At 64.5% G+C, this 13297-nt stretch carries 14 protein-coding genes, 2 pseudogenes and 1 other annotated feature; of the genes and pseudogenes, 8 read left to right on the forward strand and 8 right to left on the reverse strand.

What is annotated here, in order from left to right; genetic code table 11:
* Positions 1-933: 933 nt before the first annotated feature.
* The 6 genes and pseudogenes from ACMCNO_RS26025 to ACMCNO_RS26050 form a co-directional block, all read right to left on the reverse strand.
* The gene (locus tag ACMCNO_RS26025) at positions 934-1470 is read right to left on the reverse strand and encodes a PadR family transcriptional regulator (RefSeq protein WP_412752069.1); all 537 of its coding nucleotides are present in this window, start codon (positions 1468-1470) and stop codon (positions 934-936) included.
* Between the two features lie 155 nt (positions 1471-1625).
* Entirely contained in the window at positions 1626-1808 is a 183-nt protein-coding gene (locus ACMCNO_RS26030) for a hypothetical protein (RefSeq protein WP_412752070.1), read from the reverse strand.
* Between the two features lie 23 nt (positions 1809-1831).
* Positions 1832-1942: pseudogene (locus ACMCNO_RS26035) on the reverse strand (transposase); the annotation flags it as partial.
* Between the two features lie 341 nt (positions 1943-2283).
* A complete protein-coding gene (locus tag ACMCNO_RS26040; protein WP_412752071.1) occupies positions 2284-2985 on the reverse strand; it encodes a response regulator in 702 nt (233 codons plus the stop codon).
* A 24-nt stretch (positions 2986-3009) separates the two neighbouring features.
* Entirely contained in the window at positions 3010-4233 is a 1224-nt protein-coding gene (locus tag ACMCNO_RS26045) for a sensor histidine kinase (RefSeq protein ID WP_412752072.1), read from the reverse strand.
* 149 nt (positions 4234-4382) lie between these two features.
* Positions 4383-4801, reverse strand: a pseudogene (locus ACMCNO_RS26050) (transposase); the annotation flags it as partial.
* Positions 4392-4520, reverse strand: a sequence feature (AL1L pseudoknot). (Overlaps the previous pseudogene by 129 nt.)
* 839 nt (positions 4802-5640) lie before the next feature.
* Here ACMCNO_RS26050 and ACMCNO_RS26055 point away from each other — a divergent pair.
* Both ACMCNO_RS26055 and ACMCNO_RS26060 read left to right on the forward strand, forming a co-directional pair.
* On the forward strand, positions 5641-6306 hold the full coding sequence (locus ACMCNO_RS26055; RefSeq protein WP_412752073.1) for an RICIN domain-containing protein: 666 nt from the start codon (positions 5641-5643) through the stop codon (positions 6304-6306).
* Positions 6307-6341: 35 nt separating this feature from the next.
* Positions 6342-6929 (forward strand): RICIN domain-containing protein, encoded by a 588-nt coding sequence (locus tag ACMCNO_RS26060; protein WP_412752074.1) that lies wholly within the window; start codon positions 6342-6344, stop codon positions 6927-6929.
* 170 nt (positions 6930-7099) lie between these two features.
* Here ACMCNO_RS26060 and ACMCNO_RS26065 read toward each other — a convergent pair whose 3' ends face one another.
* Together ACMCNO_RS26065 and ACMCNO_RS26070 are read right to left on the reverse strand one after the other, a co-directional pair.
* Positions 7100-7318, reverse strand: a complete 219-nt coding sequence (locus tag ACMCNO_RS26065) for a hypothetical protein (RefSeq protein ID WP_412752075.1) — start codon at positions 7316-7318, stop codon at positions 7100-7102.
* Positions 7318-7977 (reverse strand): hypothetical protein, encoded by a 660-nt coding sequence (locus ACMCNO_RS26070; protein ID WP_412752076.1) that lies wholly within the window; start codon positions 7975-7977, stop codon positions 7318-7320. The genes ACMCNO_RS26065 and ACMCNO_RS26070 overlap by 1 nt, the downstream gene beginning before the upstream one ends.
* Positions 7978-8725: 748 nt before the next feature.
* On the opposite strand from ACMCNO_RS26070, the gene ACMCNO_RS26075 reads away from it, so the two are divergent.
* From ACMCNO_RS26075 to ACMCNO_RS26100, 6 genes are all read left to right on the forward strand, one after another.
* Positions 8726-9019, forward strand: coding sequence for a hypothetical protein (locus ACMCNO_RS26075; RefSeq protein ID WP_412752077.1), 294 nt, complete (start codon positions 8726-8728; stop codon positions 9017-9019).
* A 175-nt stretch (positions 9020-9194) separates the two neighbouring features.
* The gene (locus tag ACMCNO_RS26080; RefSeq protein WP_412752078.1) at positions 9195-9500 is read left to right on the forward strand and encodes a hypothetical protein; all 306 of its coding nucleotides are present in this window, start codon (positions 9195-9197) and stop codon (positions 9498-9500) included.
* Positions 9501-9502: 2 nt separating this feature from the next.
* On the forward strand, positions 9503-11140 hold the full coding sequence (locus ACMCNO_RS26085) for an alpha/beta hydrolase (RefSeq protein ID WP_412752079.1): 1638 nt from the start codon (positions 9503-9505) through the stop codon (positions 11138-11140).
* Positions 11137-11667, forward strand: a complete 531-nt coding sequence (locus ACMCNO_RS26090) for a hypothetical protein (RefSeq protein WP_412752080.1) — start codon at positions 11137-11139, stop codon at positions 11665-11667. The genes ACMCNO_RS26085 and ACMCNO_RS26090 overlap by 4 nt, the downstream gene beginning before the upstream one ends.
* Before the next feature lie 581 nt (positions 11668-12248).
* Positions 12249-12497 (forward strand): hypothetical protein, encoded by a 249-nt coding sequence (locus ACMCNO_RS26095; RefSeq protein ID WP_412752081.1) that lies wholly within the window; start codon positions 12249-12251, stop codon positions 12495-12497.
* Positions 12498-12714: 217 nt separating this feature from the next.
* Positions 12715-12963 (forward strand): hypothetical protein, encoded by a 249-nt coding sequence (locus tag ACMCNO_RS26100; RefSeq protein WP_412752082.1) that lies wholly within the window; start codon positions 12715-12717, stop codon positions 12961-12963.
* The last annotated feature ends 334 nt before the right edge of the window (positions 12964-13297 follow it).

Raw genomic sequence — 13297 nt, forward strand, 5'->3', positions numbered from 1 at the left:
GTCGCCCACCGGAGGCAACCAGACCGCGCCTGCCTGGGCCAGGTCGTACGTCCGGTAGGGCGCTCCACCTGGCCCAGGCAGGCGCGGCCCGGCCGAGCGAAGCTTGCGCGACGGGATGCCGGCATCGGCCTCTTGCCCACCAGGTGGATGATCAGGGCATGGACGGGGACGGGTTCAGTACACGAGGTGGCATATGGATCTTTGACCGCCAGCTCAAGATGCCTTGGTCCGGCTCTCCCTCCTATGGTTCTCTGTACGCAGACCGCGGCTATTTGTACGCAAGCTGGCCGTTCGCCAAGTTGCACGCAACCGGGGAACAGCTGTCGATCTCTTCTGTAGTTGGGGGGTTCGTGGTCACGCGTGCGAACGTCCTGTCCATCACGCCGTTCGACTGGATCCCGGCCCTCGGCCGTGGCCTCAGGTTCGAGGCAGACGGGCATGTTGACGCCATGGTGTTCTGGACCTACCGCCGCTCGAAGATCATGAGGGATCTGGCTTTCCTCGGGTGGGCTCCCAACCTCGGTGACGCAGGCCGAGCAGCAGACGCAGCGGTTAAGGGAGTAGTTGGCGGCGTCGTCGTACCTGGTGGGTCGTCTGCTGGCCGCGAAGGCTGCAGCTCCGCGACCAAGGGGATCCGTGCGGATCCGCCGGCCAGAGCGGCGCACAACACGGTGCTGCCGGACTGGGCCAAGCGCGTAGACGAATAAAAGCAGCGATCGTCGATCACCCGCTGGGAGAAATCTGGGAGACGATCTTGCGAAATTGCGTTTCTGACACTCCCCCAGACCAACGAGCACCAACACCCTGACCAGCACGTATAGCCAGACGAGCAGGTCACAGATTGACCTTGACCAATTTGACACGGAAGAGGTCACTGGTTCGATCCCAGTATCGCCCACCAGCTATACAGGCAGTTCAGCGGCCCGTTACCGATCACCCGGTAACGGGTTTTCTGCTTCTCCGGTCGTTACGGTGGGAGCATTTTGGGAGCATGGACCGCTCCCCAGGTGTGACAACTTCCGTTCCCCGATTGTCCCGCTCCCCGGGTGAACACTTCCTAGTTTCCAAGGTTGTCACGGCGGAACGCGGGGCGGTTCTGCTCCCAGCGGGTCTGTAATCCGGCGACGAGTCGTTGTTCGACGATGGCGCTGACGTGGCTGTAGATACCGCGAACTCCGGGCAGCCGGTGACCGAGCCGTTTGGCTTGGGCAACCTCAGGGACGCCATCCTCGATGAGCCAGGTCTTGTGGCTGTGCCTGAGCGCGATGCGACCAGCCGGGAGCTGATGCGCCCCTCCCGCTCCAGCCGCGACAGCGCCGGATAGACCGTGCCCTCGGAGATGCCCGACAGTCCTGCCGCGCGCAGCCGCTGCACCAGCTCGTAGCCGTAGGACTCGCGCTCGGCGAGCAGCCACAGCAGCAGCGGCGACAGCACCCCCTTGAGCAGTTGGGGATCGTGTGTCGCACCCATACCGCTAGGCTATGGCAGCTACCTTGTTTAATCAGGTAGTAGGTCAGGTCAACCATAGCGCGCGGTGCCTAACGGCCATGGTGTGGAAGGTCCCGGCCTGAGAACCGGGCGAGTGGGGCGTGTGGCCGCCGAGAGCGCTCTGCAGGAGCGGGGGGTCAGGCGGCGAGGATCGTGGGTAGCGCGGCGTTCTGTTTCTCGGCGCGGGTGAGCCGGCGGGTCATGAGCGTGATGGCGGACCAGAGGAGGTGGGCTTCGGCGTGTTCGGGTAGCCGTTCGTGGTCGCGGGCATTACGCCGGGCGCCACGCGTGGCCTTGCCGACGGTTTCGGAGGCCTTCACGCTTTCACCGATGTGCTCGAGTAGCCCACCTTGGCCCACCGGGCGAAGAACCCATAAACGGTCTTAAACGGAGGGAAGTCGCTGGGCAGGGCCCGCCACTTGCAGCCGTTGTCGACGAGATAGCGAATCGCGTCCCGAGCGTTCAGGCGCTTTTCCGGTACTAACTAAGGCTCATCAGCTGTTCTCCGCCGCTGACCTGGAAGCGTGGACCGACGCCATCACCCGGACGTGAGGGCGTGCAGGCATCGCGGGGTGGTGCCCGCACTGCGTGGATCCTCGATCATGGTCCCGAAATTCAACGGATCGTGACACGCCGCAGTCCCTGGAGGAGAAGGACGGCCCTGGATCCGCCAAGGTCACCGCACGGTTCTGCCGAGGTGCCGATCGGCAAGACGCCGTAGCGGCCGCAGGCGAGCAGCGTCCGATCGTGAGAATGGTCGGGCATGCGGTCGCGGGCGTCAGCCCGGTGTACGCCTCACCCGCGACGCTCGGCCGCGGGTGAGGCGGCCGTGTCACCCCGGCCCCGGCCGGGCACGACGAGCCCACTCTCGTACGCGAGCACGACGGCTTGCGCCCGGCTGCACAGGCCGAGCTTCGCCATGAGCCGGTTGAGGTGGGTCTTGACCGTGGCCTCGCTGACGAACAGGCGGCCGGCGATGTCGATGTTCGACAGCCCGCCGCCGACCTCGCGCAGCACGTCGATCTCCCGGGCGGTCAGGCTGTCGAGCTGGGCGGGCGGGGCGGGATCGACCTGGGTGGTGTAGCACTCGATCAGTCGGCGGGTGACGGCCGGGGCGAACAGCATGTCACCGGCGGCGACGGTGTGGATCGCGGCCAACAGCCGCTCGGGGGAGGTGTCCTTGAGCAGGAATCCCGACGCGCCGGCGCGCAGTGCGCGGTAGACGTACTCGTCCAGGTCGAACGTGGTCAGGATCAGCACGCGGGGGCGGAGGTCGCCGGTGGCCGCGAGGATGCGCTCGGTGGCGCCGATGCCGTCGAGGCCGGGCATCCTGATGTCCATCAGCACCACGTCGGGGGCGAGCTGGCGGGTGAGGGTGGCGGCCTGCTGGCCGTCCTCGGCCTGGCCGACCACGCTCATTCCCGGAGCGGCGTCGATGAGGGCCGCGAGCCCGGCTCGGATCAGCACCTGATCGTCCACGACAAGTACCGTCGTCATGGCCCCCCACCATTTCGTCAGACGTCACGTCCCCGGTGCCGGGCCGTCCCCGGGCCCGGCCATCATGACCGGTGCGGTCAGCACGACCTCGAACCCGCCGGCCGGTCGTGGCCCGGCTCGCAGGGTGCCGCCGTAGATCCGGGCGCGTTCCCGCATGCCGAGCAGCCCGTGACCGGTGGTCGAGCTACCGGGCACCGGGTACACCGTAGGGCCTTCGTCGACGATGCGGACCGTGATTTCGCCCACCGTGTAGTGAATGGTAACTATGGTACGCACCGGCCCCGCATGTTTGAGCACATTGGTCAGTGCCTCCTGGATCACCCGGTATGCGCAGGTCTCCAGGCCCTGGCTCAGCGGCGGCCGGTCGCCCGTGACGACCAGCTCGACCGGCGCCCCGGCGCCGCGTACCCGGGCCACCAGGGCGTCCACCCGGTCCAGGTCCGGCGCGGCGTCGTACGGTTCGGCGTCGGCCCCGTCCGCCTCATCCGGGGCGATCCGCAGCACCACTAGCAACCGCCGCATTTCGGCCAATGCCTCCCGGGTGGTGTCGGCGATGGTGTCCAGCGCGCCGCTGGCGGTGGGCCGGTCGGAGTCGAACACGTACCGGGCCAGACCGGCCTGGACCGCGATCACTGACATGTGGTGCGCCACCACGTCGTGCAGCTCCCGGGCGATGTGCAGCCGTTCCTCCACCACCGCCTGCCGCTCCCGTTGCTGCTGCTCGCGCCGCAGCTGAGCGGTCAGCTCCGCCAGGCGTACGTTGCTTTCGGTCAGCTTGCGGGTGTTGTTGCCGAACACCCACGCGACGCCCACCGCGAGAGCGACCTGTCCGAGGTTGACCTCGACTGACAGGACATGCGAGGCATACCCGGCATAGAACCAGCCCGGGGCGACGACGGCCGCGGCCACGGCGCTGACCCGGACCGGTCGCAGAGCGGCGACGGTGTAGAGCGCCAGCAATGGGGCGTAGACGTTCGCGGACGGTTGGTAACCGGCGGCGGTGTAACCGACGAGCCCGAGCCAGGTCACCGCCAGCACCGGGATGGGAGCCCGCCGGCGCAGCGCGAGCGGCAAGTTGGCCAGCAGACTCCAGCCGATCGCCTGGGCGTCGAACCGCGGCCATCCGGGCGGACTGTACTGCAGGGCGAAGCCCACCGTCACCGCGGCCATCGCCACGGCCAGCAGGGCGTCCACGAGCCGCGGATCCAGCCGACGCCACCACGTGATCAGTACCGCCGCTGCGCCCATCGCGGCAGGGTAACCGCACCCGCCGAGCTCGTCGTCCACCTTGGGGTTCGGGCCATGTATCGCCCCGGGTTTACCGCCACCGTCGCGTACCGGACGGCATCCTTCGCATGGCAGCCAATCGGCTACGGACGGCAACCGCAGGCAGCGCGGTAGGTGCTGGACGCGATCGGCCACCCGAACGACGTCAAGGCCTGGCAGATCGGCTCGACGCCGAACAGATGCATGTGCTCGTCGATGTAGCTCACGAGAGTTGCTGTGGCCGGTCGAGCTCGGCCGCGAAGAAAGCCGACGCGGACTTCAGGATCTCGTTGGCCCGTGGCAGCTCGGCGTTCTCGCGGCGCAGCCGCTTCAACTCCGCCGGCTCCTCGGTGCTGACGCCGGAGCGCTGACCGGTGTCGACCTGGGCCTGGCGGACCCATTTCCGCAGCGTCTCAGTGGTTCCGATACCAAGTTTCTGGGCGACCGCGGTGATCGCGGCCAATTCGGACTCGTAGTTCGGCCGCACCTCGGCGACCATCCGCACCGCCCGCCGACGCAGTTCGACGGGGTACGGAGAAGGGCGTGACATGACTCGATCCTCCACAAGAGGTCGGGCCGATATCAAACCCGGGGCGGTTCACGCCGCCCCTTGCGCATATCCTGGCCGTCCACCCAGGACGGGTTCCGGGCCTAATGCGCTGGTTGCAGGCAATGCATCGACGTCTACGGCGCTGGTTGTAGACAGCGCTCAAGACTCCAAACAAATTGCTGAAATTCCGCTCTCGTCTTGACGGTCGCCCGCTCGGCTGGATAGTGTCCGAATTCGTAACGAACCATTTGGCGGCCGAATTCGCCGCGGCCGCCAACTTGGTATCTCATTGGCAACGGTGGGTTAAATCCGTGCACCTCGGAAAAGGGGAATACCCATGCGCGTGTCCAGGACCAAGTCGATTGCAGCATTGGCGTTCGCGGTTGTGGCCGTATTGACGTCACTCACCACGCCCTCGTCGGCCTTCGCCGGGGATGACACAGAAGGTGGCTCAGTGTCGGCGGAGCTCCCGCGTCATTGATCACTGGAAGGAGGTCAAAGGCGTTGCCCGCGTCGAATGGAGGGACTACGGCAACGGATACGTCCGGGTGAAAGAGATGATTTGCTACGGCTGGGGTCAAAGGCCCGCCCCGGGAAGTTTATTCTCCGAGCTGACGGCGGCAAGACCACGTTCGCGACCTGGGGAGCCAACGGCGGCAAGTTCAACGAATGCAAGACTTACAAGAACGGCAAATACACAGTCGCCAAGTCGAGGAAACCCTACATTTGACGACTTCCACTCCGGCAGCAAGGGCGGCGGTTACCGACCGTCCTGCGCACCCGCCGCTGCTCGCCAATCCGCAGTCTGGGGCGTTCCAGCCCCGAGAGGAGTGCCTGAAATGTCAATTACACACCGCCTGGTCGGGCCGGCGGCGCGCCGGATGAGGAACGGGGTGCTGCTCGCTACGGCGTTGACGGCGGCCCTCACCGGTGTCTCCGCCCCGCCGGCCGCCGCAGTCGGCCTCCCGGTCACCGCATTGGCGGGCGCTACAGCGCCAGTCCAGGTTGCCCCGGCGCGCGCCGCTGTTCAGCGGGTTTCCGCGGCCATGGCCCCGCCGATCGTGGAGCCCGGCCGGACGTACTACATCCGTTCCCGGCTGAACTGGCACAAGTGCATCGAGATGCCTGGCTGGTCGAAGAAGAACTACACTCAGGCCGACATTTGGACTTGTGTCAATCAGAATAACGTTAAGTGGAAGGTCGTTTTTGCGGGAACGTATGGCGGCCTGGAAACGTACTTCATCAAAAACGTTCACAGTGGCAAGTGCTTGAACCTCGCCGGGGATTCCCCTAAGGACGGCGCCAAGATCATCCAGTACAAGTGCAACACCGGGCTGAACAACATGTGGCGCTTCCTGCCCCATCAGGACTACCTGGAAGTCAAGAGCATGAGCACGAACGGATTGCTCAACATTTCCGGCGGACGCGCGGTAAACAAGGCCAAGATCATCCAATGGAACCGGTTCGGTTACAAAAACCAGGACTTCTTCTTCGACCTCGCGTAAGGACCGTCGCCATGATTAGAATTATTCACCGCGGCATGGCCGCCTTGGCTCTACTGTTCGGACTTCTTGCCATTCCGGCGACGTCGGCACACGCGGCGAGTAGCACAGCCGCAGCCGCCTCCGATGTCATATCCAATTCGTTCTACATGGTAAATCAACAGTCGAACCGGTGCGCCGAGATTCCCGGGTACTCCAAAAAGAACGGTGCCCATGTCGACCAGTTCACCTGCGCGTACGACGTTCACACAAACGAAATGTGGGAATTCCGTTACGTCAAGCGCTCACATGGAGTGGCCCTGCACCAGATCATCAACGCTGCGAGCCGAAAATGCATGAATGTCGCGGGCGCCTCGACCGCGAACGGCGCCGCCGTCGTGCAATGGCCCTGCTCCAGGTCAGCAACCAACGGACTGTGGTACCGCGACGAGGTAGCCGGGTATCACGTCTGGCGCAACGGGCACAGCGGTAAGTGTCTGAACGTGGCGGGCGCCTCCAAGAAGAACGGCGCCTGGCTCGTCCAATACACCTGCGGTAACTATCGGAATGAGCACTGGAAGTACGTGTCGATGTGCGAATGGGGTCGCGACCCCTTGTGTGTGCAACCTCCCTGGTGGGGATGGTGACCTGACCGGAGTCTGGACAATTACGTCCCCACGGCGGCATCACGACATGGCCGGACCCGCCCGATGGGCAGGTCCGGCCCTATTACCGCGAGGCCAGCCACGCGAATGGGCCACCGCGACAGCGGGTCCGTCCGGTCGATCCTGGGCGGACCCGCTGTGCCGTAGCCCGCCTACGGCGTGACAGCGGTGATGGCTACCGAGCCGCGGCCGACGACCGCGCCCTCGTCGGTCACCACGGCGACCTCGCCGAACAGGGCGCGGCCGGAGGGTGGCACCGAGGCCGCAGTGACCGTGCCGGTGACGGTCGTGCTCGCCGCGTTGGGAAGCGAGAGGACCGCGTCGGAGGTGGCGACCCCGCCCAGGGCCTGGCTGTAGTACACGTCGAGCATTACCCTTTTGCACTCAGTGGAAACATTTGTTCAATGACGCTAGCGAGCCTATCCGACACCTCGATAAGAGCAACATAGGTACGCTGCGCCTCATTCCGAAAATCCTCAAGCTGCGAATCCGAATTGGTATTCAGCTGCTCAGGCCTCATGGTGTATCGTCGAGCAAATTCGGCGCGATCTTCGGTGGCATCGATAAAGTCCGTCAAGAGCTCGGGGAAGTAGATAGCCATCAGTGAGCGCAGGCCACGGCGTCCGGCCGCTCGACGCTTGGACCCATTCAAGCGTTCGACCAGCCTGGGTTTGGATCGCATCAGGTCCGCGATATCGCTCTTGACATCGCCGACGAATCTATTCGCAGGTTGACCAAACCCGAAGGTGAAGGAACCACCGCTGCTGAAAACATTCGAGACCGACCCGAAAGGTGACGCGCCGACGTTCGGGGCCGCCAGCCGAGAAGAATTCGCCACCTGTGCGCGTCGTGCAATCTCGTGGTCGATTACCTCCGAGGTGCCCGCCGCTGCAGCACACCATTCATCTAGAATGGCGCTTAGCGCAACTAGCGAATCATAAATATTCGGCCACTGAGGCGGCTGCGGTGTAGCTTGAATCGCTTTCACGATCGCGCTTCCAGCCTTGATTCCTGCACCGGCCTCGGCCATCCCGGGAATCATCATCGCCTCCCACGTCCATGGCCTGCCGGACTGACACAGGACCAATCTATTATCAGAGTAGTTGCGCCGATCCCCAAAGAAGTTCGAAATGGCACCTTCGTTGAGTCAATTTGCCGACACTCCCGCTTGCGACTGTTTCCGGCGTACAGGCCGACTCGTCCGCCGCCCCCAAAGTCAAGTCCACTGCGGGCGCGGCGACCTGGGCATATAAGCGGTGATCGATGGTCAACGTTGGTCGTCATTGGCCGCCGTCGGACGCCCCGGGGACGCCCCGACGCCCCCAGGACGCCCCGAAATCGGCCGCAGCGGCCGGTTGATTTGTGCGCCCTCTGCCTTCTGATCCGTAGCTCCAGGCGGAGCGGCTCGGTCGGGTGTCATGCGAGGTCACAGCGCCCCTTGAAGTCTCGTTACGGTGATTTCAGTTGCCAGCGTTGCTGTACTCGGATGCTGTATCGATCCCGGACGCCAACGGCCCCGCAGGCCAGCAGGCGTGCGGGGCCGTGAACACCCTGGTCAGAGACCGAACACTCCCAGCCCGGCAGCACTTTCACCCAGTAGCCGGCCACCGCCAATCGCCGCAACGCTGGAGACCCTCAACAACACCTTGCTCGCGGTCACCTTGGCACCCGTGGAGGCATTTCGCACCGCCACCGGCTTGCCGGCAACCGGCGCGTACACCAGGCCGCCCGCGCGCACCGGCTGACCGACCCGGGCACCCAGGTTCTAGCCTGCCGGTGTGGCTGATCGGGTGGAGCACTGGTTCAACCGCCATTACGGCATGGCTCGGCGTGACGTCTTCCTGATCCGCACCGCTACCGGATGGCAGGTTCTCGGCCGCGTCGGCGGCACGCAGGGCCAGGAGGTGCTCCACTACTTCGACCGGGAGGTCGACGCGCGAGCGATGTTGCAGCGGATGCTGGCCGCCGTGCCACCGGAGCTCTCGAACTGGGCGCAGATGACGGCGCACAAGACTCGCCCGTCATTCGGGCGCCTCGGCCAAGTCAGCCAGGTCCTAGCCCGATTCGCCTAGCAACCGTTCGACGGTCGCGGTGGTCAATCCACGCGTGGGCGTTGTTGGTGCGGTGGGTGATGACGGGTCGAGGAGGGGCGGCGCTGACCGGCCATCGATATGCGTCGCTAGCTGGGGAAACCGCACCTCAGTGTGCCCGTGCTACCGTCACGGCCTTCGGTTCGCGGGGGGGAATATGGCGACAGAGGTGCGGGTTGAACCGGCCCTGCTGGAGCGTGGGCATGCCGTCTGCGTGGAGCTGGGCACTGAGGTGACACGCGACGAGTTCGACACCGAGGGTGCGATGCAATCCGCCGCCCGAGGCTTGGCGGGATGGCAGACCCAGCGCTCCGTGGAGGATCTGTCGTGGTGGTGGCATGACTACCGCGCCAAGCTCGGGGGCTACCTGAACACCTTCGGTAATGCTTTGGATCGAACGGCGGTGGCATACCGGCAAGCCGATTCTGCTAGCAGGGACCTGTTCGACATCCGGAGTCGTTGACCGTGGTGACCTTCGCCGATCTGCAAGACGCCGACCTGAAACCGTTGATCGCTGCTGCGGGTACTTGGGAGCAATTCGCCGGTAAACAGCGCAAGTTGGAAGATCGAGTAAAGAATGATCTCGCTGGGCCGCTGCGCAAGGCAGGCTGGCAAGGCGACGCCGCTGATGCTGCCATCGGCAGGATGACCTCGTTGCACGACGAGTTCGAGGTCTACGCCATGAAGACCCGTCAGCTTGCCATGGTGCTGCGGGAGGCGGCTGACGAGTTCCAGCGCTGCCAGTTGAACTTGCGTGCGGCCGTGGATGCGGCAGTCGGCCTCGGCCTGCATGTGAGCGCCGACGGGCAGGTCGCTGCGTCTTACGTGCCGCTGTCGGCGCTGTCAGACCAGGGCGCGCTCGACGCCCAGCGCCTCGCCGTGCAGAACGCCGAGATCTACAGCGACCTGATCAAGTCGATCCTTCGCGAGGCGGAACACACTGACCTGACCTTCCGTGACCTTCTGCGCAAGCTGGCACCCGATGCGCAGGGAATCGGCGAGTTCGGGTGGCAGCACAACACAGATGCTGCCCGCGAGGTCGCCGCCCAACTCGGACTGTCAGCCGCCTCCATCCCACCCGACGGCAAAGACCCGGGTCAGGCTGCCGCATGGTGGAAGGGGCTCACCGCAGACCAGCGTGAGCTCATGCTGGCCGCGTACCCGGCGGAGCTGGGCAAGCTCGACGGACTGCCCACTGTCGACCGGGACCACGCCAACCGGATGGCCCTGAACGAACTGATCAGCGACGACATCAATAACTACCGCGACCTGAATGATTCGAGGCACCAGCGACTCGTCAACCTTCTCGACCGGCTCGACGACGCTCAGTACCAGACAGGTAAGCCGCCGCTGTATCTGCTTGGCATCGACAACCAAGGCATCGGGCACGCCGTCGTTGCGGTGGGCAACCCGGACACGGCTCGCAACACGGCGGTTCTCGTGCCAGGCGTCAGCACTAACCTCGACGGCTTTGGCGAGCAGATCAACCGTGCCAGCGCCATCCAGGACGCCGCGCAGACCATCGATAATGGTGACGTGGCAGTCGTGGCCTGGCTCGACTACAAACCGCCCCAGCTGGACGACACGGTGGTGACAGCGGCCGCCTCGTCGCGCGCGGAGGACGGTGCCGCAACTCTCAACCAATTCACTGCCGGTCTACGCACCAGCCACGACGCAGGACCCAGTCACATGACCGCGATCGGGCACAGCTACGGCTCGGTCGTCGTGGGTAACGCGGCGAGCGGCGGTCACCATCTCGGCGTCGATGACATCGTCACTGCCGGCAGCCCGGGCATGGACGTCGCAAGTGCTGGCCAGCTTGAAGTCGGTGCACGTCACGTCTGGGCCGGGGCTGCCACTGACGACCCGGTCGCCAGCCCCGGCACCGCGGTCCCCTATGTCGGGCGCGACCTACAACTAGGAATGGCCATCGCACACGACATGGAACCGCATCAGCCCGGCTTTGGCGGCAACGTCTACCACATCGACACCCAGGGTCACAGCGGATACTGGACTCCGGGTTCACAAAGCCTCCAGAATCAGGCCAGAGTCGTGGCAGGCATGTATGGCGATACAACGCTCGACTATGGAAAAGCGCCATGATTAGTTCGCGCTGGCGGTCTGCCTTGTTGGCGATGATGGCGGCATTGCTGCTGACAGGTTGTGATGGTGGTTCCACGCCGAAGCAGGATAACGGGGGGGAAACGTTGGAGGTCAAGACTCAAGCGGACGTCGAGAAAGTGGTCACCGCGCTCGCCGAATCGGTCGCCGCTGAGGTTGGCAGTCCGCTGCAGAAGATGAACTTCCATCCGGTGCTGTGCGATAACGCGATCGGCGCGCCCAACACTGATGGAGTATGGAGCCTCTCCGGTATCGCGTCCGTCGCTGTCAAACCGACCGACCAGGTTCCGATGATCACCCGGCTCCGTGACAAATGGACCGAACTTGGCTATGAGATTACCGAGTTTCGGATGTTCCCGCCTGACAATCAGCGTGGCACGGTATCGGCTCGGATCCCGAGCAACGACTTGAGCATCTCTTTGCAGAGCACCGCTCCAGGTACGGGATTCGCAATCACCATCGGAACCCCCTGCTACAAACCGGCCCCGGGCGAGAACCCAGGGAACTGAGGAACCGTCACGCTCGCGGATCGCTTGAGGCGATCTGGCGTCTGCACGTGTTGCGGCCGTCGGTAACGAGGATTGGCATTGCTTCGACTTGCCTGGTGGCGTTCGTCATGGCGGTCGGCGCGGCCGTCCTGCTGATCGTCACCTGGTTCGAGGGTTCGTGCAGGCCGTGCTGAATCCTTCGACGCTCAGCAGGGCAACCAAGTTCTCCGCAGAGACCGAGAAGATCGACCCGACTGCGGCCCCGGATATTCGGACCCGCCACTGATTCCGGCGTACAGGCCGACTCGTCCGCCGCCCTCAAGGTCATGGCCCTCCTGGGGGCCATGACCAGGGCGTATGAGCGGTGGTCGATGGTCATCGTTAGTCGTCTCTGGTTCACGTCAGACGCCCTAGCGATGCCCTGACGCCCTGGAGACGCCCTGGGATGGGGACTTGAACCCGCGACCGAGGGAGTACCGGCAGTGAGGGTGGATGCGGCACCAACCGCAGCTCAGGAGCCATCCGCGGCCCGGTTCGCCTTCGTTCGGCGTGGTCGGTTGCTGTACTTCGTTGCTGTACACCTGCACCGATACCCTGGCGGCGTGGACCCTGACGAAGTTGAGGACCAGTTCGCCCTCGACTTCTTTGACGAAGTGCGGATCTTGAATGCGCCCGATGAGCGGCTCGTCGACGCACATGGAGCGGTGTTGGGCCGCTGCCGAGCCGAGATCGACGACACGGAGTGGTACGCAGTCGCCATCGACGGTGAGCTGCACACCATGATGTTGCCGCGAGATTGGCTCGCCGCGACCGGCGTCCGCCGAGCCCGGGAGATGTACTACCCCACCTGACAGTCGCAGGGGATTTGAACCCCATAGATCATCCGTGGTCGGGATTCCGTCGATGTCGGGCAGATCGGCAGCCTGAGCTGCGTTCGGGCTTTCACTGCCTGACATCGACTGACATGCCTTTAGGTGCTCTGTTGTGCCGAATCTGTGCCAAATGATCTTGCCGGGTCAGATGGAGCGGCCGATTGATCTTCTCGTACACTTGTTCTAGTCTGCCAGGGTGGCTGATCGGGTGGAGCACTGGTTCAACCGCCACTACGGCATGGCCCGGCGCGATGTCTTCTTGATCCGCACCGCTACCGGATGGCAGGTCCTCGGCCGCGCCGGCGGTACGCAGGGTCGCGAGGTGCTCCACTACTTCGACCACGAGGTCGACGCGCGTGCGATGTTGCAGCGAATGCTGGCCACCGTGCCACCGGAGCTCTCGGACTGGGCGGAGATGACGGCACACAAGAGGCGCCCATCGTGAAGGCCAGCCGGGTAGGGACTTGAAGCCCGAACGAGATCAACAAATCGGAGATGACCACGAAACGGGCGCTGATCTGGCACGGAGTTGACGGGACATAGGAGACATGCCCTATTGGCACCTCGTTGCCAAGTTCGTTGTAGACGATCTTGGTACGAGCCGGAGCCGAGGTACCAACTCGGTGCCATGGGTAGTGGTCGTTGGCCTCAGGAGTCGAGGTCGAGGGGTTTCGACTGCACTCTTAGAGGCATCTCATCTTTGGGCCGGACCAGCAGCCGTCTCCAAGCTCTTGCGGGCCAACCTGCATGCCGCCATCCGCATCTGCGGACGAGGCACG

Source organism: Krasilnikovia sp. M28-CT-15 (assembly GCF_047159595.1).
Taxonomy (GTDB): domain Bacteria; phylum Actinomycetota; class Actinomycetes; order Mycobacteriales; family Micromonosporaceae; genus Actinoplanes.

Bases quoted from the DNA above. Each gene is read 5' to 3' on its own strand.
- ACMCNO_RS26060 (WP_412752074.1), top strand. From the start codon at position 6,342: ATGGCCGCCTTGGCTCTACTGTTCGGACTTCTTGCCATTCCGGCGACG.
- ACMCNO_RS26065 (WP_412752075.1), bottom strand. From the start codon at position 7,318: ATGCTCGACGTGTACTACAGCCAGGCCCTGGGCGGGGTCGCCACCTCC.
- ACMCNO_RS26055 (WP_412752073.1), top strand. From the start codon at position 5,641: ATGTCAATTACACACCGCCTGGTCGGGCCGGCGGCGCGCCGGATGAGG.
- ACMCNO_RS26045 (WP_412752072.1), bottom strand. From the start codon at position 4,233: ATGGGCGCAGCGGCGGTACTGATCACGTGGTGGCGTCGGCTGGATCCG.
- ACMCNO_RS26070 (WP_412752076.1), bottom strand. From the start codon at position 7,977: ATGGCCGAGGCCGGTGCAGGAATCAAGGCTGGAAGCGCGATCGTGAAA.
- ACMCNO_RS26040 (WP_412752071.1), bottom strand. From the start codon at position 2,985: ATGACGACGGTACTTGTCGTGGACGATCAGGTGCTGATCCGAGCCGGG.
- ACMCNO_RS26090 (WP_412752080.1), top strand. From the start codon at position 11,137: ATGATTAGTTCGCGCTGGCGGTCTGCCTTGTTGGCGATGATGGCGGCA.
- ACMCNO_RS26080 (WP_412752078.1), top strand. From the start codon at position 9,195: ATGGCGACAGAGGTGCGGGTTGAACCGGCCCTGCTGGAGCGTGGGCAT.
- ACMCNO_RS26025 (WP_412752069.1), bottom strand. From the start codon at position 1,470: ATGGGTGCGACACACGATCCCCAACTGCTCAAGGGGGTGCTGTCGCCG.